The following is a 20,080-nucleotide window of genomic DNA, read 5'->3' as shown; positions in this document are numbered from 1 at the left end:
ATTCCTGTTTTAGTCAAACTCCAGTTCCACCTGCTCCGGGCCAATAAGACCACGTAAATCGTTAAGTAAACGATCACTCGGAGATACACGCCACGTTGCCCCAAAGCGTAACCGCGCACGTGCGTCCGCCCTCTGATAATAGAGATGTACCGGAATAGTCCCCGAACGGTGAGGTTCCAGTGACTGGCGGAGACGGTTTAAAAGCTGGTCATCAATTTGCCTGTCCGTCAGCGAGATAGCAAGCCCGCGTGCATATTTTTCCCGGGCTTCGTCAATATCTATGACTTCACGGGCGGTCATTTTAAGCCCCCCGCTGAAGTCATCAAAGCTGACCTGTCCACTGACGATCAAAATACGGTCTTTTTCCAGCAATTGCTGGTATTTGTCCAGAGCATCGGTAAATAACATCACTTCCAGGCGACCAGAACGGTCATCCAGAGTACAAATACCAATACGGTTGCCTCGCTTGGTGACCATAACCCGCGCAGCAAGCACCAAACCTGCAGCAGTGGTAACTTTACCACGCTCGGTCGGGTGCATATCTTTCAGACGCATTCCTCCAACATACCGCTCAATTTCTTTCAGATACTGATTAATAGGGTGACCGGTAAGGTATAGTCCAAGGGTTTCGCGCTCGCCATCCAGTACAACCTGTTCAGGCCAGGGTGTTACACTGGCATAAGATTGCTCTACCTGCTCAGGCTCTTCCGCCAGTACACCAAACATATCAGCCTGACCAATGGCTTCGGCTTTGGCATGCTGATCGGCCGCTTTCAGCGCATCACCAAGAGCGTTCATCAGCGCAGCCCGGTGTGGGCCCAGCCGGTCAAACGCCCCCGACATAATCAGTTTTTCCAGCACTCGCCTGTTTAACTTCTTAGTATCAGTACGGGCACAGAGATCGAACAACTCGCGGAAATAGCCCCCTTCATTGCGCGCTTCAATAATGGCTTCAATCGGGCCTTCACCCACACCTTTGATTGCGCCAATGCCATACACAATTTCCCCGTCATTATTCACATGGAAGTGATAAAGACCAGAATTTATATCTGGTGGCAGAATTTTGAGCCCCATCCGCCAGCACTCATCCACCAGCCCGACAATTTTATCGGTATTGTCCATATCAGCGGTCATCACCGCCGCCATAAACTCAGCGGGATAGTGTGCCTTAAGCCAAAGCGTCTGATACGACACCAGAGCATAAGCCGCTGAGTGTGACTTGTTAAACCCATAACCGGCGAATTTCTCCACCAGGTCAAAGATTTTCATTGCCAGTTCGCCATCAACGCCATTTTTTTTCGCACCTTCTTCAAAGGTACCGCGTTGTTTGGCCATTTCTTCTGGCTTTTTCTTACCCATGGCGCGCCGCAGCATATCTGCGCCACCCAGAGTATACCCAGAGAGAACCTGCGCTATCTGCATCACCTGTTCCTGATACAGAATAATGCCATAAGTCGGCTCAAGAACAGGCTTCAGGCTTTCGTGTTGCCACTGAACATCAGGATAGGATATTTCTTCTCGCCCGTGTTTACGGTCAATGAAGTTATCCACCATACCGGACTGCAACGGCCCGGGCCGGAACAGTGCCACCAGGGCTATCATGTCTTCAAAGCAGTCAGGCTGCAGGCGCTTAATCAGATCTTTCATACCACGGGATTCCAACTGGAATACCGCGGTTGTTTCTGAGCGCTGCAGCATATCGAAACTTTTTTTATCATCAAGCGGAATCGCCGCAATATCTAACGGCGGCAGCCCTTCACGCTCCCTGCGGGCGTTGATCATTTCCATCGCCCAGTTGATGATGGTCAGTGTCCGCAAGCCAAGGAAGTCAAACTTCACCAGACCGGCATATTCAACATCACTTTTATCAAACTGAGTAACCGGGTGCCCACCCAGTTCATCGCAATATAATGGTGCAAAATCAGTAATTTTGGTGGGCGAAATGACCACGCCCCCCGCATGTTTCCCGGCATTACGCGTAACACCTTCCAGCTTACGTGCCATATCAATCAGCGCACGAACTTCTTCATCCGCTTCATAGATTTCTGGTAGCTGTGGCTCGGCCTCAAACGCCTTGGCGAGGGTCATCCCCGGGTCTGGAGGAACCAGTTTCGAAATACGGTCGACAAAACCATACGGGTGCCCAAGTACACGGCCAACATCGCGAATAACCGCTTTGGCCGCCATGGTACCGAATGTGATTATCTGCGAAACCGCATCACGCCCGTACATATCCGCAACATGGTCAATAACCCGGTCGCGCTTTTCCATACAAAAATCGACGTCGAAGTCAGGCATGGAAACACGTTCTGGGTTCAGAAAGCGTTCAAACAGCAAATCCAGCGCCAGGGGATCGAGGTCGGTAATCTTCAGGGAATATGCCACCAGCGAGCCCGCTCCTGAACCACGACCAGGGCCAACGGGAACGCCGTTATCTTTCGACCACTGGATAAACTCCATTACTATCAGGAAGTACCCCGGGAACCCCATTTGGTTGATAACCTTGAGTTCTGTTTCCAGGCGTTCATCATAGGGAGGCCGCCGTTTCTGGCGTTCTTCTTCATCCGGGAACAAGAAAGCAAGGCGTTCTTCAAGGCCTTCGCGAGATTTTTTTACCAGGAAGTCCTCGGTGGACATATCACCAGTTGGGAACTTGGGAAGGAAATATTCGCCAAGGCGCACTGTGACATTGCAACGCTTCGCAATTTCTACGCTGTTTTCCAGCGCTTCCGGAATGTCAGCGAACAATTCGCACATTTCGTCTTCACTGCGCATGTACTGCTGCGCAGAGTAGAGGCGCGGGCGTTTAGGGTCATCAAGTGTAAAACCATCATGAATAGCGACACGAATCTCATGGGCATCAAAGTCCGATGCTTCAAGGAAACGGACATCGTTGGTTGCAACAACAGGCAAATCATGCTGCTCCGCAAGCTTTACTGCTGCGTGCAAATAGTTTTCTTCATCAGGTCGCCCGGTGCGAATCAATTCAAGGTAGAACCGGTTCGGAAAATGTTGTTTCCAGAAAGCCAGGCTTTGCTCGACCTGAACATCATTACCACGCAGTATCGCTTTTCCCACCTCTCCCATGCGCCCACCGGAAAGGATTATCAGCCCTTCACTCAACTCAACCAGCCACTCACGGTCAATCCACGGGCCTGCATCACCATAACCACGCTGGTAGGCATGTGAAATAAGCAAGGTAAGGTTTTGATAACCGGTATTGTTGACAGCCAGCACAGTCAGTTGCGTCATTTCATCGCCACTGATCTCACTGGTCATTTGCAGGTCCGCGCCAACAATAGGCTTCATGCCGACACCATGCGCGCCACCATAAAACTTCACCAGACCACACAAGTTGGTGAAATCCGTAATGGCCATCGCTGGCATGTTAAGTGACGCAGCTTTTTTAACCAACGGCCCGACTTTCGCCAGGCCGTCAATCATTGAGTAATCACTGTGTATCCGTAAGTGGACAAAACGTGGTTCAGCCATCTCTTCATCCGGTTAATGGTCTCAACTGGACAGGCCGTACTTCAGGCCAGACCCAGAGCCCTTTTGACTGGGGAAAAACTGCGGCGATGATGCTCTGTCGCACCCAGGGCCGCCAATTTTTCAAGGTGATAAGCTGTCGGGTAGCCTTTATGTTGAGCAAACCCATATTCTGGATATTGTAAGTCCAGTTCGACCATTTCTTTATCGCGGGTTACTTTTGCCAGAATGGAAGCAGCACTGATTTCCGCTACCAGACTGTCACCTTTGACGACGGCCATTGAAGGCACAGGCAATACCGGGCAACGGTTACCATCTATCAATACATACTCAGGCGAAATGCTCAAACCGGCAACAGCACGCTGCATCGCAAGCATAGTAGCATGAAGAATATTCAGTGAATCTATTTCTGCCGGTTCAGCACGACCAAGGCTCCAGGCAAGAGCTTTATCAACAATCTCGTCGTACAGTGACAGACGGCGTTTTTCTGATAACTTTTTCGAATCCGCCAGCCCTGATATTGGACGGGCAGGATCGAGGATAACGGCGGCAGTCACCACTGCTCCAACAAGTGGGCCTCGCCCCACTTCATCAACCCCCGCCACTCTGTATGTGTGTGGGTAGATAAACTCACTCATTGAACTAACTCCAGTACAGCCTGTGCTGCCTGATCATCTGCATTGCACCGGATTTGCTCATGTAATGCCCGGAAGGTGTCATGCAAATGCTGGCTCTCATCTCCGCCTTCCAGCATGGGAATTAATGCCTGCGCCAGTTTTTCTGGCTGGCATTCATCCTGCAGTAATTCCGGTACCAGTTCGCGCCCGGCCAGCAAATTAGGCAACGAGACATATTGTGTTTTCACCAGACGTTTGGCCAGCCAAAAAGTGAAGGGTTTCATGCGATACCCGACAACCATAGGACATTTCGCCAGCATACATTCCAAAGCAGCAGTGCCCGAGGCCAGTAATGCAGCATCACTGGCAACCATGGCTTCGCGTGCCTGCCCGTCCAGTAAGTGGAGCGGAAAATCAGGAGCAACACGCTGTTTAATCTCTTCAAACTCAGCCCGGCGTTTAGCGTTGACCAGCGGCACAACGACTTCAAGATTAGGCCAACGCTGGCGAAGTAGCTGTGCTGTAGCGATAAAATCAGCGCTCAGCATCGACACTTCGGCATGCCGGCTTCCTGGCAGCAATGCAAGACATCGCGCTTGCGGATCCAGCCCCAATATTTTACGTGCTGCCTGCTTGTCCGGGTCCAGGGGCATAGCATCGGCCATTGTGTGCCCAATAAACCGGCATGCCACCGAGTAGCGATCATAAAAGGCTTTTTCAAATGGCAGAAACGCCAGAACGATATCTGTTGCCCGCCCTATTTTGAATACACGCTTTTGCCGCCATGCCCACACTGAAGGGCTGACATAATGAACAGTACGTATTCCACGCTGTTTGAGGCGTTCTTCCAGTGTGAGATTGAAATCGGGCGCATCAATACCCACAAACACATCTGGCCTGAGTTCACTGAAACGCCGGGTCAGGTCAGCACGGACATGAAGCAGCCGCGGTAAACGCCCTAACACTTCAACAATGCCCATTACGGCCAGTTCTTCCATTTCATACCAGACTTCGCACCCTTCAGCCTGCATGCGTGGTCCTGCGACCCCAACAAAGCGGGCATCAGGGACACGGGCTTTCAGAGCTTTTATCAGACCGGCACCAAGAATATCGCCGGAGGTTTCTCCGGCGACCAGGGCAATAGTGAGGGGACGAGCAGGTTTCATTTAACGAATCAAACCGCGTGTCGAGCGCTCAAAGAACTCGGTGAATAGTGCAACCTCAGGAACGTTAGCAGCCAGCTCGGTAATTTCCGGCTTCACATCTTCCAGTGTTTTACCGCTACGATACAGTAACTTGTACGCACTGCGGATAGCTGTAATCGCTTCACGGCTAAAGCCACGGCGTTTCAGACCTTCAATATTCACACCAAATGGTGATGCATGGTTACCCTGCGCTATCACATACGGTGGTACGTCCTGAGCAACCCCAGAACAACCACCGACCATGACGTGAGCGCCAATAATGCAGAATTGGTGCACAGCCGTCATACCGCCAATAATCGCGAAATCATCAACAGACACATGCCCGGCAAGTGTTGCATTATTTGCAAGGATACAACGATTTCCTACAGTGCAATCATGCGCAATATGCGCATTGATCATCAACAGGTTATCGCTGCCCACCTTTGTCAATCCCCCGCCCTGAGCTGTTCCGCGATGAATAGTGACACTTTCACGAATGCGATTGCGATCACCAATTTCTACACGCGTTGGTTCACCTGCGTATTTGAGGTCCTGATTCACTTCGCCAATAGAAGCAAACTGGTAAATCTCATTGTCACAGCCAATTTTCGTATGGCCGTTAACAACAACATGGGATTTCAGAACTGTACCAGAACCAATTTCCACATGGGGGCCGACAATACAAAAGGGACCAATGTGAGCACCGGCACCAATAACAGCACCGTCTTCAACAATGGCAGAAGGATGAATAAAGGCGGATTTATCTATCACGTATTATGCCTCCCGGCTCCGTGCACACATCATTGTGGCTTCGCAAACCACTTTACCGTCAACCAGAGCCACGCCTTTAAAGCGGGTCAGCCCACGACGTGTTTTCTCGAAAGTCACTTCCATGACCATCTGGTCTCCAGGCACGACTGGGCGTTTAAAACGCGCTTCATCAATACCTGCAAAATAGTAAAGCTCACCTGGCTCCAGTTTACCAACGCTTTTAAATGCCAAAATTCCCGTTGCCTGCGCCATCGCTTCCAGGATTAGTACACCTGGAAAAATCGGTTTACCGGGGAAATGTCCCTGGAAAAACGGCTCATTGACGGAAACGTTTTTCACGGCACGGAGAAAATGGCCTTCTTCAAAATCCAGCACACGGTCTACCAGCAAAAAAGGATAACGATGCGGCAGCAACTCTAAAATCTCTTCAATGTGCAGAGTATGAGTGTCAGTAGTCAAAATACTCTTCCTGTTCAATATACTAAAAAGCAATAATAACACGGCCTGCGGCAACCTAAATAGATCGCTTGCAGGCCGATAATCAGGCAACATCCGTGTCAGCGCGAGTGATGTCAGTCTTGTTGATTAACTTTGCGCTCGATGGCTTTAAGACGTTTTGTCAGGTCATCGATATTCATCACCAACGCAGCTGTTTTGCGCCAGACTTTATTGGGTTGCAAAGGAATACCAGACGAATACACGCCAGGCTCAGTAATCGGGCGCATGACCATCCCCATACCCGTCACTGTGACCTTATCGCAAATTTCCATGTGGCCGTTGATAACACTGGCGCCACCAATCATACAGTAGCGGCCAATTTTCAGGCTGCCAGCCATTATCACACCACCAGCAACTGCGGTATTGTCGCCAATCACAACGTTATGTGCAATCTGGCACTGATTATCAATAATGACACCCTGCCCAATAACTGTATCGTCGAGGGCTCCACGGTCTATGGTGGTACATGCGCCAATCTCAACGTTATCGCCAATAATTACGCGACCAAGCTGAGGAATTTTGATCCAGTTGCCGCGTTCGTTAGCGTAACCGAAACCGTCAGAACCAATCACAGTGCCGGACTGGATAAGGCAGGACTGGCCAATATGAATTTCATGGTAAACCGTGACATTGGCCCACAAACGTGTGCCTGCGCCAATATGGGTATTTTTACCCACAAAGCAGCCAGCACCAATGACTACGTTATCGCCCAGTTCAACGCCTGACTCAATAACCGCGTTTGCGCCAATCGCCACATTGTCACCTAATTTGGCGGTGGCATCGACAACTGCACTCGGAGCTATATTTTTTGCAGGTTGCGGCGTTGTATCCAGAATTTGCGCCATACGCGCATAAGTCACATACGGGTTTTTAACCACCAATGCCGCACTTTTTGCGTAGGGTAAATCATCCGTTGTCATCACAACAGCAGAAGCCTGGCATTGGGCCAGATGCTCGCGATAACGTGGATTAACCATAAAGGTTATTTGGCCTTCCCCGGCAGATTGCATCGAGGCCACACCGGTGATGACGATATCGCCATCACCGTGTAACTCGGCATCCAATTGCTGGGCTAAATCAGCCAGTCGAATTGAAGGCATGAGACTTATTTAACCTGTTTCAGTACATCTGCAGTGATATCTTTAATGTCACTGCTGGTATAAGCAACAGTGTTGGCGTCCAGCACTACATCATAACCTTCATCAGCGGCCACTTTTTTCACTGCGGATTCGATACGTGTAACCAGCTTGCCACGTTCTTCATTAGAACGACGGGCACGATCCTGTTCAAAAGCCTGAGCTTTGCTCTGGAAGGCTTCACGTTTCGCCATAACATCTTTTTCCAGCTTGCTACGGTCGCTGGCTTTCATGGTTGAACCATCACGTTGCAGGCGTTGCATTTGGGATTGCAGGCTGTTTTCCATGCTTTGCAATTCACTGGCGCGGCCTTTGAACTCATTTTCCAGAGATTTAGAAACACCTGAGCTCTGCGCAACTTGCTGGAACAAGTTCCCCATGTTGACTACAGCGATTTTATCTGCTGCCTGAGCAGAAGCAGCCATGACCAGACCCAAACCTGCTGCAACTAACCACTTTTTCACAATAAAACTCCTTACCGTCCCAAATATACCCGAAGGTACGCTTTTGCCAGCCAGTAGTCACCAAAAATGAACTGACTGGCTGAGCTTTGCACTACGAGGCCATCCCGGGCCCGGAAAAATTACCAGGTTTTACCAATGTTAAACTGGAACTGTTCCGCTTTATCTCCACTGTATTTCTTAAATGGCTGCGCATAAGAAAAGACCAATGGGCCTAATGGAGACATCCATTGTAATGACAAACCTGCAGACATACGGATATTAGTTGGATCACTATAGTCAGGAATACCTAACGCGCGCATCTGTTCCGTATTTTTCCAGTGTGTATCCCAGACACTACCTGCATCAACAAACAGTGATGTCCGCAGTGAATTCGCATATTTTTCACTAACAAACGGGGTTGGCGTAATCAACTCAAGACTGGCCACACCCATAGCATTCCCACCAACTGCATCACTTGAGCTACAAAGATCTGCGGAACTACAGTTACTCTGGTTCGGACCATAGTAAACCGCTTTCGGACCAATGTTGTTAGACTGGAACCCACGCACAGTGCTTGAACCACCGGCGTAGAAGTTTTCATAGAATGGCAATTCTTTGCCACCCAGACCATCACCATAACCCCAGCGAGTCCGGCCTAACAGAACCCAGGTGTGATCATCGTTAATAGGCAGGTAACTTTGCGTATCCAGCGTAACCTTGTAGAACTCGTTATCAGAGCCAGGGATCGTCACTTTGCCATTCAGGTTAACGCGCGTACCTGACGTTGGGAAGAAACCACGATCAAGACGGTTGTATGTCCAGCCGTAGTTAAAAGTGAAGTCATCCGCACTAAAGCTGTTATTTGTAGACGACATATTCGCGTTCTGGCCAACTGATTTCAGATAGCGCCACATTGCGACCTGAGGCTGCATGTTTGACAAGTCGTTATGCACGTAACCTAAACCTGCACGTAACGAGTTGTACTCATTAATCGGGAACCCGAGAGTGCCGTCCAGGCCATAACTTTTGTTGGTATAGCTGGACAAGTCCGCATTGTCTGCCTTGAAGTCGTTATAGAAAATACGCCCACCAAGGCTGACACCATCTACCGTGAAATACGGATTGGTGACAGAAAATTCTGAATAGGTCTGGTAGTCATTCTTAGTACCATTGATACCCACTGAATAACCCGTACCCAACCAGTTATCCTGCTGTACCCCAACCTGGAAACTGACACCGCTTTCTGTACCGTAACCAACACCAAAGTTGAAGCTACCGGTGTTACGTTCTTTAACTTTGTACACCACATCAACTTCGTCCGGCTTACCTGGTACACGTTGTGTATCGGTATCTACCGTTTCGAAATAACCAAGGCGGTTCAGGCGCTCTTTACCCTGCTCGACTAAATCGCTCCCTAACCACGCACCTTCCATCTGACGCATTTCACGGCGTAAAACAGAATCTTTGGTAATATCGTTACCTTCGAAACGAATACGACGAACATAGAAACGGTTGCCCGCATCTACATTGATATTCAACTTAACGGTCTTATTGGCATCATCGACTTCGGGTACGGTCTGCACGCGTGGGTACGCGTAGCCATATTTGCCCAATAATTTTTTGATGTCGTCTTCCATCTTCGTCACTTTCGTGCCGTTATAGAGTTCGCCCGGCTGGATCTTCGTCAGCGCTTCAATTTCAGCGGAGTGTCCTGCCAGATTACCGCGAACGGTAACGCCTGAAAGCTTATATTGATGGCCTTCAGTGATATTGATGGTGATATAAATGCCTTTCTTGTCTGGCGTGAGACTGACCTGAGTCGAATCAATATTGAAACGCGCATAACCATGATCAAGGTAGAAACTGCGCAGCGTCTCCAGGTCACCAGACAGTTTTTGTTTCTGGTATTTTTGGTCTGCAACAACGTTCCACCACGGCACTTCATCGCGCAACTGGAACCGGGAGACCAGGCTGTCCGTACTGTAAGCATGGTTGCCAACAATGTTGATCTGCTGAATTTTCGCAGATACCCCTTCCTGGAAAACCAGTTTCAGGTCAACACGGTTACGGGGAAGTGGCGTGACTACAGCTTTCACGCTGGCACTGTATTTACCAACGCTATAGTAGAAATCTTCCAGCCCTTTTTCGATATCAGACAGTGTTGTCCGGTCCAGCGCTTCGCCGACACGCACTCCCGAAGCTTCAAGGTTCTGCTTGAGCATGTCGTCTTTCACTGACTTATTGCCAGCAAACGTGATGCTGGCAATCGTCGGGCGTTCTTTGACCTGCACTAACAAAGAATCACCGTCACGCAGAACACGAACATCTTCAAAGTTACCGGTGGCGAACAGTGAACGGATGGTATTACTGATATCCTCGTCAGTAACGGTGTCACCTGGACGCACCGGCATACTGAGAAGGGCCGCACCAACGGCGACTCGCTGCAGGCCTTCGAAATGAATATTCTTCACTACGAAACCGTCTGCGCCGTATACGGTAGCGCTGCTAAACAGCAGCGACGCTATGAGCAACTTTTTTATCGCCATCGTTATTATGCGTTCTTCCTAACCTGAGTCTCTCTATAACCGAGAGAAATCATTAAAAAGTGCAAGCCCCATTAACAGCATCAGTAGAACAGAACCAACCCGATAACTGAGGTCTTGAACTCGCTCGGAAACCGGCGCGCCTTTAAGCTTCTCAATAGCCAAAAACAGCAAGTGTCCCCCGTCCAGCACAGGAAGAGGAAACAGGTTGATTATCCCAAGATTCACACTGATGAGAGCAAGAAACATCAGGTAATAGATCAACCCAAACTCTGCTGACATTCCGGCACCCTGAGCAATAGAAATAGGCCCACTCAGGTTGTTCAGCTTAACGTCACCGATTACTAATTTGCCCAGCATATCGACCGTGAGCCTCATCAATTGCCATGTTTTTCCTGTGGCTTCAATGACTGCGGCAAACGGCCCATACTGGCGCACTGTCTTATACTCATCAGGCAAAGGAATCACATGCGGCACAACGCCCGCGAAGCCCTCAGCCTGTTTTGTTCTGCCATTCTCTTTCACCGCAGGTGTCAGCGTAAGAGAAAGCAAATTTCCTTTGCGTTCGACATCCAGCCGAAGTGGTTTACCCGGGTTATCCCGCACCTGACTGACAAAATCTGACCACTGAACCAATGGCTGACCATCGACTTTAACGATCCTGTCCCCTGCTTGCAAACCTGCATTGCTCGCGGCTGAATGAGGTTGGACCTCAGCAAGTACTGGTTCGACTTGCGGTGATACCGGCAAAAAACCAAGAGACAGAACAGGATCCTGCTTGTCTGGTTCAAAGTGCCACTGGCGTAAATCCAGTGTGACATCACGCTGTTTATCTGTACCAAAAGGTGCCACACGCAGCGTCGTGCTGCTATCACCAATCTTACTGATAAACGCGAGGCGAACAGCATCCCAGTCAGGCGTTTCGATACCATCTACCGCTTTTAGTTCCGTGCCGGGTAAAATTTGTGCCTGCGCGGCGATTGAATCAGGCCTTACGCCACTAACAACCGGATAGACACTGGGGATACCAATAATGAAGACCATCCAATAGGCAAAGATGGCAAAAATGAAGTTAGCAACTGGCCCCGCCGCAATAATTGCAGCACGCTGAGCAACGGTTTTGTTATTGAAAGCACGATGGCGCTGTTCGGGCGCAACAGGTTCAATGCGCTCATCCAGCATTTTGACATACCCCCCAAGAGGGATAAGTGCGATGACAAACTCAGTACCCTGTTTATCTGTTCGTTTCCACAATGCCTTGCCAAAACCAATAGAAAAACGGTCAACACAGACTCCGCAACGCCGCGCAACCCAAAAATGGCCGAACTCATGCACCGTAATTAAAACTCCAAGTGCAACGATAAAAGCAGCCAGATTCCAGAGTATGCTGAGCATAAAACCTTCCGTTAAATCGTCCTGAAAACTAACAACAAAAGACAGGCAAAAACAGGAACCGCCGCTGTCAAACTGTCGATACGGTCGAGAATACCGCCATGCCCGGGAATCAACGAACCACTGTCTTTGATACCCGCTTCGCGTTTAAACATACTTTCCGTTAAATCGCCCAGTACCGAAGCAAGTGCGGCGATGACAGAACAAGTTAGCAAAGTAACCGGTGCGACGTCTAAATGAGCCAGTGCGCCAAATGCCCACGCAATAACAGCGGATGTCAGCAGGCCACCAATAAACCCTTGCCATGTTTTACCTGGTGACACTTTTGGTGCCAGCTTATGCTTGCCAAACAGCTTGCCAAACATGTAAGCCCCTGAGTCTGCTCCCCAGACCAGAAACATAACATACAGCAACCAGACAGATCCGGCGTAATGGTTGTCATCATAATGCCAGGAGCGCAGAACTACCATGCCCCAAAAAAAAGGTACAATGGTGGCAACACCAAAGCACAGGCGTAATATGTGTGAGCGCCTCCAGACACTGGCAGAAGCCGGGTAACTTAATACCAGCAGCAGAGCAACACACCACCAGCCCAGGGCAAGCCACAGCCACCCTTCAATCAAAGGAATGTGCGCATTATGGCGATATTCCGGCAACAGAAACAGCATCAGGGTTAAAAGCAACCCACATAATACTGCCAGCCAGACACGTTGAGAGCGGCTCTTAAAGCCACTCAACTGCCCCCATTCCCAGGCGGCGAGCATGCACACAACCAGCGTCACAATGGCAAATCCTGCGGGCGGCAGCCAGAATAACGCAGCAATGACGACCGGTATTAAAATAAATGCGGAAATCAGGCGATACTTCAGCAAAAGCAACCCCCATCAGGCTTTTTCGCCATCCGGTGCTGTACCGCCATAACGACGTTCCCTGCTCGCAAAGGCATTGAGTGCACCTTCAAAATCTTGTTCATCGAAATCAGGCCAAAGCACTTCGGTAAAGTAAAGTTCAGCATAGGCTATCTGCCACAGCAAAAAATTACTGATCCGGTGTTCTCCACCTGTCCTAATCACTAAATCCACGGGTGACAACTCATTCATACAAACCTGTTGCCCCAGCATGTCTTCATCAATTTGCTCAGGGAGAACTTCGCCCGACTGAACGCGCGCAGCAAGCGCTTTCACTCCCTGAATAATATCCCAGCGCCCACCATAGTTGGCTGCGATATTCAGCGTCAGCCCAGTATTTTGAGCAGTTAACGCCTCCGCTTTTCTGATCCGTTCCTGTAACCGCGCATTAAAGCGGCTGGTATCACCAATAACCCGCAAACGGACATTGTTGCGGTGCAGGTTTTTCACCTCGCTATCCAGTGCCCAGATGAACAGTTCCATTAAAGCACTAACTTCTTGCGCCGGACGGTTCCAGTTTTCGCTACTGAACGCATAAAGTGTCAGCGCATCCAGACCGATATTCGCGGCAAATGTCACAGCCCGACGAACCGATTTGGCTCCGGCCTTATGGCCAAAGGCCCTCATTTTCCCCTGACGTTTCGCCCAGCGCCCGTTACCATCCATAATGATGGCAACATGACGGGCACCATGTTCAGGCAAACTTTCGCTTAATGGTTGGTTAGCAGACAACATAACGCGTTTTATTCCCTAATCGGATTAAGCGGTTCTCAGGAATACTGATGCCTTTACGTAAAAAAGCCGTGCTCAATCACGGCTTACCCGATAAAAAAACAAACTCAGACATTTATCGGGTGGCGCAGACTATATCACCTCAGCCTGATGCTCACAAATGGCACTGAATTCAGCGCGTGAATATTCCCCACGCTACCCCCCAATATGGTTAACCTGTTTACTTGCCAGTTCACGAGCACCTGCATCGACATCCAGCACTTCATCAACCGATAGCGGCTCCCTGACATTCAGCTTATCGAGCACCGCACTGTTAACCTGGGCAATATCCGTAAAACGAATACGATTCGCCAGAAATGCAGCTACTGCAACTTCATTCGCAGCATTCAGTGCAGTTGTCGCAGCCTGGCCTTGTTGCGAGGCATCAATTGCCAGGCGCAGACAAGGATAGCGTGAGTAATCTGGCTGGCTGAAAGTCAGTTGATTCAAACGGCAAAAATCGAGTGGTTTCACGCCAGCATTAACACGGCCAGGCCAGCCCATTGTATGGGCAATGGGTGTGCGCATATCAGGTTCACCCAGTTGCGCCAGTACGCTACCATCACGATAACGCACCATTGAATGAATCACCGACTGGGGGTGAATCAGAACTTCCATCTGCTGTGCTGAGGCATTAAAAAGCCAGCGGGCTTCAATATACTCGAGTCCCTTATTCATCATTGTGGCCGAATCGACTGAAATCTTACGCCCCATTGACCAGTTAGGATGACGACAAGCCTCTTCAGGCGTCATCATTTCAAGGTCACTGAGCACAGTTTCACGAAAAGGCCCACCAGACCCGGTGAGAAGAATGGATGACACTCCATACTCTTCAAGTTCAGCGTATCCCAGATTTTGCTGGATTGGTTCCGGTAAACTCTGAAAAATGGCATTATGTTCGCTATCCACAGGTAGCAATTGCGCGCCATATTGCTTCACCGCATTCATGAAAAGGCGACCACAGGTGACCAGTGACTCCTTGTTGGCGAGCAAAATTTGCTTGCTCGCTTTTATCGCGGCAAGAGTTGGCAGCAAACCTGCTGCACCGACAATAGCCGCCATAACCTGGTCAACGCCATCCAGTGCCGCCATTTCGCATGCCGCCTGCGGGCCGAACAGAACCTCTGTTTTGCTGCCTGCATCCCGCAATTGCTGGCGCAATGCACGGGCACTCTCCTCATCATTCATAACAGCGAAACGCGGGTTAAATTCCAGACATTGCTCAACCATGCGCGTGACATTTTTGCCAGCGACAAGCGCGGTAACCGAAAATTGCTGAGGATTATGGCGGATGACATCGAGGGTGCTACTACCCACTGACCCGGTGGACCCGAGAATAGTCAATTGCTTCATGCGTTGCCTGTTGTAGAACCGAGTAACCAGGCACATCGTTACCTGATTCGCTCCTGACTGCAGCACACCTGCAGTCCCCTCTCTTTCAGCACACAGGCTGAACAGAGAAAATCACTGAATTGCCCTAAAACGATGCTGGCTGATAAGCCAGGTTGCCTGGTGGCAAAGGCAGTCAGTGCCCAGAAACTAAGCACTACTGACAAAAAAGCCGTGAGTCAGACACGGCTTTTTCTTGCAGCGCTAAGTCATTCAATCAGAACTGCATCAGTTCCGCTTCTTTATCAGCCAGTGCGGCGTCAACTTTCTTGATTGCTGCATCAGTCAGTTTCTGAACATCGTCCTGAGAACGACGGTCGTCATCTTCACTGATTTCTTTTTCTTTCAGCAAAGCTTTAACTTTATCGTTAGCGTCACGACGAACGTTACGCACAGCAACACGCGCCTGTTCGGCTTCACCACGCACGACCTTGATCAAGTCTTTACGGCGTTCTTCAGTCAGTGGTGGCAGCGGCACACGAATAACACTCCCGGCGGAGTTCGGGTTCAGTCCCAGGTCGGAAGCCATAATTGCTTTTTCTACTGCCGGCCCCATGGTGCGGTCAAATACGGTCAGTGCCAGGGTACGGGAATCTTCTGCGACCACGTTTGCCAACTGGCGCAACGGGGTTGGCGTACCATAGTATTCCACCATGATACCGTCCAGCAGACTGGGGGAGGCACGGCCTGTACGGACTTTGCTGATTTGATTTTTAAATGCTTCAACGCATTTTTCCATACGCACTTCAGCATCTTTTCTGATGTCGTTAATCACGTTACGAATCCTTGAAAACTGGTTGTCAGGCAGACCACACTTCTGTTTCCTCCCACAGCAACTGTGGTTGACCTAAGTATAGTCTCGTAAAATTCATGGCACCCGTATGGCTGCCTGTCGTCAAACTAACTTTTCTGGACTGAATGGTACCCTGATTCCGGCCTAAGGAACATTAGTCTGTAATCAAAGTTCCTTCTTTTTCACCCATAACCACCCGACGCAGTGCGCCTGGCTTGTTCATGTTGAAAACACGGATGGGTAATTTGTGATCGCGCGCAAGTGTAAATGCGGCCAGGTCCATCACTTTCAGCTCTCTGTCGAGAACATCATGATAAGACAGTTGTTCATAAAGCGTCGCAGAAGGGTCTTTTACCGGGTCAGCGGAGAACACGCCATCAACTTTGGTTGCTTTCAGTACTACATCGGCTTCAATTTCAATACCACGCAGACATGCTGCTGAGTCAGTAGTAAAGAAAGGATTACCAGTACCAGCAGAAAAAATGACGACGCGATTATTACGCAACAAGCTGATTGCTTCTGCCCAGCTATAGTTATCGCACACGCCATTGAGCGGAATAGCTGACATTAAGCGCGCATTAACATAGGCACGATGCAAAGCGTCACGCATAGCCAGGCCATTCATTACTGTCGCCAGCATCCCCATATGGTCACCGACCACACGGTTCATTCCAGCCTGAGCAAGGCCGGCACCGCGGAATAAGTTACCGCCGCCGATGACTACCCCGACCTGGATCCCCAGTTCAACCAGTTCTTTGATCTCCTGAGCCATACGATCCAGTATGCTCGCGTCAATACCGAAGCCTTCCGCTCCTTGCAGTGCTTCCCCACTCAATTTGAGCAGAATACGCTTGTAGACAGGTTTTGCGTTGGTAGCCATGTTTCTTTCCTGGGACAGTAAACAAATGGAATGGATAATCTGGTGACAATATTTGTCATATTTCAGGACGGCTGACATCAGAGCAGGCCGATTTTTTCAGACCCCGCAATAATGCTCTGGTATTTCGCCGGACAATTGCCATCCTGTTGTCATGCTTTTCTCTGCCGGTTGCAGGCATTATCACATTTTTTGAGGATGGCTTAGTTCTGAAAATGACAGATACAAAAAAGGAGCCGCCCTAAGACGGCTCCTCCCGGCATTACGAGTTTTTGGACATTGCTGCAACTTCAGCAGCGAAGTCAACTTCCGCTTTTTCAATGCCTTCACCCACTTCAAAGCGGATGAAACCTGTTACATCAGCATTGTGTTCTTTCAGCAGCTGACCAACAGTTTTGCTCGGATCCATTACGAAGTTCTGACCAGTCAGAGAGATCTCACCGGTGAATTTACGCATACGGCCTTCAACCATTTTTTCTGCGATTTCACGCGGTTTACCAGACTGCATGGCAATATCCAGCTGGATTTGGTGTTCGTGGCTTACTACGTCAGCCGGTACATCTTCCGGTTTAACGTATTCTGGTTTGCTGGCAGCAACGTGCATGGCAATGTGTTTAACCAGTTCGTCATCCGCGCCAGTCGCAGCAACCATAACACCGATACGCGCACCGTGCAGGTAAGAACCCAGAACATCGCCTTCGATAACAGAAACACGACGGATGTTGATGTTTTCACCAATTTTGGCAACCAGTGCAGTACGTTGTTCTTCAAACTGCGCTTTCAGAACTTCTACATCGGAAACACGGCCAGCCACAGCTGCAGCCAGAACTTCTTCGCCAAATGCTTTAAAACCAGCATCTTTAGCAACGAAGTCAGTTTCACAGTTCAGTTCCAGAACGAGACCAAATTTGCCATCGATAGCAGTCAGGATAACGCCTTCAGCAGCAACACGGCCTGCTTTTTTAGCCGCTTTTGCCTGACCAGACTTACGCATGTTATCGATTGCCAGTTCGATGTCGCCATTCGCTTCGACCAGCGCTTTTTTACATTCCATCATGCCTGCGCCAGTACGTTCGCGCAGCTCTTTTACCAGAGAAGCGGTAATTTCTGCCATTTTCTAATCCTCGGTTATCTCGTGCGGGGAGATATACCCTGCATGTTGAAGCCACACCCGGCACCTGTAACAAGTGCTTTCCGATGTGTTTTACCACACCACTGTGACACCAATGCAAAAGGGTATAGCGTTCAGCTTGTCTGGCTTTATAAAGCCGGACAGGCCGGACTCAAACAAAAAAGGGAGCCTGAGACAGGCCCCCTAACCAAACTATTCATACCTGGTTAATAAGGGCTCTTAAAGAGCGAACCTTATTATTCAGCTTCTACGAAGCTTTCTTCCGCCTGAGTAGCCAGATCCTGAGAACGGCCTTCACGTACGGTTTCTGCAACTGCGCCCAGGTACAGGCTGACAGCACGGATTGCATCGTCGTTACCCGGGATAACGAAATCAACACCATCCGGATCAGAGTTGGTATCAACAATAGCAAATACCGGGATGCCCAGGTTGTTTGCTTCTTTGATAGCGATGTGTTCGTGATCAGCGTCGATAACAAACAGTGCGTCCGGCAGGCCGCCCATATCTTTGATACCGCCCAGGCTGTTTTCCAGCTTGTCCAGTTCACGAGTACGCATCAGCGCTTCTTTTTTGGTCAGCTTGTCGAAGGTACCGTCCTGAGACTGAGTTTCCAGGTCTTTCAGACGTTTGATGGACTGACGAACAGTTTTCCAGTTAGTCAGCATACCGCCCAACCAACGATGGTTCACGAAGAACTGATCGCAGCTCAGAGCAGCGTCTTTTACCGCTTCGCTTGCAGCGCGTTTTGTACCAACGAACAGAATCTTACCTTTACGGGAAGAAATTTTGTTCAGCTCGGCCAGAGCGTCGTTGAACATCGGTACAGTTTTCTCAAGGTTGATGATGTGAACTTTGTTACGCGCACCGAAGATGAACGGTTTCATTTTCGGGTTCCAGTAACGGGTCTGGTGACCGAAGTGAACACCAGCCTTGAGCATGTCGCGCATGGAAACAGTTGCCATGTTTTAAAACCTCTATATAAAGTTGGGGTTATGCCTCCACGTATCCCATATTACCGACCCCGAAGAGCACCCCGGAATATGTGCCGATACGTGTGTGTTATACACAAAGTGAGATTGAAATCTTCCATAGTCCGTTTTTTGACACGGAAGTCCGGCGCGCTTTATACCACAAATGACGCAAGGACTCCAATAGTTGTTAGCGGGTTCTTTACTTCATTATTCCCGATTTGGCACTCTCTCGCCTGCCCTGATAACATTAGCGTTACTTTGTTTAATTATTGCCGAAATCCCGGCATCTGCGGACCTGATTAATGGCTATTTCAATTAAGACCCCTGAAGATATCGAAAAAATGCGCGTTGCTGGCCGCCTGGCTGCCGATGTGCTTGAAATGATCGAATCCCATGTAAAACCTGGAGTAACCACAGGCGAGCTGGATCGTATTTGTGATGATTACATCGTAAATCATCAAAAAGCAGTCTCTGCCTGCCTGGGCTACCACGGCTACCCCAAATCTGTCTGCATCTCTGTCAATGAAGTGGTATGCCATGGCATTCCAAGTGAAGACAAGGTTTTGAAAGATGGCGATATTGTTAATATCGATGTGACCGTGATTAAAGATGAATTCCACGGCGATACATCTAAAATGTTTATCGTCGGTAAACCCACTATTCTGGGCGAGCGTCTGTGCCGTATTACCCAGGAAAGCCTGTACCTGGGTCTGCGTATGGTGAAACCGGGTATTCGTCTGCGTACCATCGGTGCTGCAATTCAGAAGTTTGTTGAAGCCGAAGGCTACTCTGTTGTACGTGAATACTGTGGTCACGGTATCGGCCGTGTTTTCCATGAAGAGCCTCAGGTGCTGCACTATGACGCAGATGATGGCGGTGTGGTGCTGAAAACCGGCATGACTTTTACCATTGAACCTATGGTGAATGCAGGTGATTACCGTATCCGAACGATGAAAGATGGCTGGACGGTAAAAACCAAAGACAGAAGCTTGTCTGCCCAATACGAGCATACTATTGTGGTGACAGATAACGGCTGCGAAATTCTTACGTTGCGTAAAGATGACACCATCCCCAACATTATTTCGCACGATGAATAAGTGAAAAACCGGCATTGTCCGGTTTATCATTACTCTCAGGCCGGCACTTGCCGGCCTTTTTTATGGGCA

The 20,080-nt window shown here is 49.5% G+C and carries 17 protein-coding genes; 1 reads left to right on the top strand and 16 read right to left on the bottom strand.

Going from position 1 to position 20,080, the window contains the following annotated elements; all coding sequences use genetic code 11:
* Positions 1-9: 9 nt before the first annotated feature.
* From dnaE to rpsB, 16 genes are all read right to left on the bottom strand, one after another.
* A complete protein-coding gene (gene dnaE, locus A9B99_RS15415) occupies positions 10-3,492 on the bottom strand; it encodes a DNA polymerase III subunit alpha (RefSeq protein ID WP_064598942.1) in 3,483 nt (1,160 codons plus the stop codon).
* A gap of 41 nt (positions 3,493-3,533) precedes the next feature.
* Complete coding sequence (gene rnhB, locus A9B99_RS15410) at positions 3,534-4,127, bottom strand: ribonuclease HII (RefSeq protein ID WP_064598940.1); 594 nt, start codon at positions 4,125-4,127, stop codon at positions 3,534-3,536.
* Positions 4,124-5,272: a lipid-A-disaccharide synthase gene (gene lpxB, locus A9B99_RS15405; protein WP_064598938.1), complete on the bottom strand. Its 1,149-nt coding sequence runs from the start codon at positions 5,270-5,272 to the stop codon at positions 4,124-4,126. Before lpxB ends, rnhB begins: the two co-directional genes overlap by 4 nt.
* A complete protein-coding gene (gene lpxA / locus A9B99_RS15400) occupies positions 5,273-6,061 on the bottom strand; it encodes an acyl-ACP--UDP-N-acetylglucosamine O-acyltransferase (protein WP_064598936.1) in 789 nt (262 codons plus the stop codon).
* Positions 6,062-6,064: 3 nt separating this feature from the next.
* On the bottom strand, positions 6,065-6,520 hold the full coding sequence (gene fabZ / locus A9B99_RS15395) for a 3-hydroxyacyl-ACP dehydratase FabZ (RefSeq protein WP_064598934.1): 456 nt from the start codon (positions 6,518-6,520) through the stop codon (positions 6,065-6,067).
* 113 nt (positions 6,521-6,633) lie between these two features.
* Positions 6,634-7,659 carry a UDP-3-O-(3-hydroxymyristoyl)glucosamine N-acyltransferase gene (gene lpxD / locus A9B99_RS15390; RefSeq protein WP_064598932.1) on the bottom strand — a complete coding sequence of 342 codons (1,026 nt, stop codon included), beginning with the start codon at positions 7,657-7,659 and terminating at the stop codon, positions 6,634-6,636.
* A 5-nt stretch (positions 7,660-7,664) separates the two neighbouring features.
* A complete protein-coding gene (gene skp, locus A9B99_RS15385; protein ID WP_064598930.1) occupies positions 7,665-8,159 on the bottom strand; it encodes a molecular chaperone Skp in 495 nt (164 codons plus the stop codon).
* Positions 8,160-8,278: 119 nt separating this feature from the next.
* On the bottom strand, positions 8,279-10,684 hold the full coding sequence (gene bamA / locus A9B99_RS15380; protein ID WP_064598928.1) for an outer membrane protein assembly factor BamA: 2,406 nt from the start codon (positions 10,682-10,684) through the stop codon (positions 8,279-8,281).
* Between the two features lie 33 nt (positions 10,685-10,717).
* Positions 10,718-12,076: a sigma E protease regulator RseP gene (gene rseP / locus A9B99_RS15375; RefSeq protein WP_064598927.1), complete on the bottom strand. Its 1,359-nt coding sequence runs from the start codon at positions 12,074-12,076 to the stop codon at positions 10,718-10,720.
* A gap of 11 nt (positions 12,077-12,087) precedes the next feature.
* Positions 12,088-12,945, bottom strand: coding sequence for a phosphatidate cytidylyltransferase (gene cdsA / locus A9B99_RS15370; protein ID WP_064598926.1), 858 nt, complete (start codon positions 12,943-12,945; stop codon positions 12,088-12,090).
* Between the two features lie 12 nt (positions 12,946-12,957).
* A complete protein-coding gene (gene ispU / locus A9B99_RS15365) occupies positions 12,958-13,716 on the bottom strand; it encodes a (2E,6E)-farnesyl-diphosphate-specific ditrans,polycis-undecaprenyl-diphosphate synthase (protein WP_064598925.1) in 759 nt (252 codons plus the stop codon).
* A gap of 192 nt (positions 13,717-13,908) precedes the next feature.
* A complete protein-coding gene (gene ispC, locus A9B99_RS15360; protein WP_064599025.1) occupies positions 13,909-15,105 on the bottom strand; it encodes a 1-deoxy-D-xylulose-5-phosphate reductoisomerase in 1,197 nt (398 codons plus the stop codon).
* Between the two features lie 253 nt (positions 15,106-15,358).
* Entirely contained in the window at positions 15,359-15,916 is a 558-nt protein-coding gene (gene frr, locus A9B99_RS15355; protein ID WP_036106016.1) for a ribosome recycling factor, read from the bottom strand.
* Between the two features lie 172 nt (positions 15,917-16,088).
* Positions 16,089-16,814 (bottom strand): UMP kinase, encoded by a 726-nt coding sequence (pyrH, locus tag A9B99_RS15350; protein WP_036106019.1) that lies wholly within the window; start codon positions 16,812-16,814, stop codon positions 16,089-16,091.
* A 259-nt stretch (positions 16,815-17,073) separates the two neighbouring features.
* On the bottom strand, positions 17,074-17,925 hold the full coding sequence (gene tsf, locus A9B99_RS15345; RefSeq protein WP_064598924.1) for a translation elongation factor Ts: 852 nt from the start codon (positions 17,923-17,925) through the stop codon (positions 17,074-17,076).
* A 254-nt stretch (positions 17,926-18,179) separates the two neighbouring features.
* Complete coding sequence (gene rpsB, locus A9B99_RS15340; RefSeq protein WP_064598922.1) at positions 18,180-18,905, bottom strand: 30S ribosomal protein S2; 726 nt, start codon at positions 18,903-18,905, stop codon at positions 18,180-18,182.
* A 311-nt stretch (positions 18,906-19,216) separates the two neighbouring features.
* Here rpsB and map point away from each other — a divergent pair, with 311 nt between their 5' ends.
* The gene (gene map, locus A9B99_RS15335; RefSeq protein WP_036106027.1) at positions 19,217-20,011 is read left to right on the top strand and encodes a type I methionyl aminopeptidase; all 795 of its coding nucleotides are present in this window, start codon (positions 19,217-19,219) and stop codon (positions 20,009-20,011) included.
* Positions 20,012-20,080: the final 69 nt, after the last annotated feature.

The sequence above is a fragment of the Mangrovibacter phragmitis genome (assembly GCF_001655675.1).
Taxonomy (GTDB): Bacteria; Pseudomonadota; Gammaproteobacteria; order Enterobacterales; family Enterobacteriaceae; genus Mangrovibacter; species Mangrovibacter phragmitis.
This window is presented reverse-complemented; position numbering and strand designations above follow the sequence as displayed.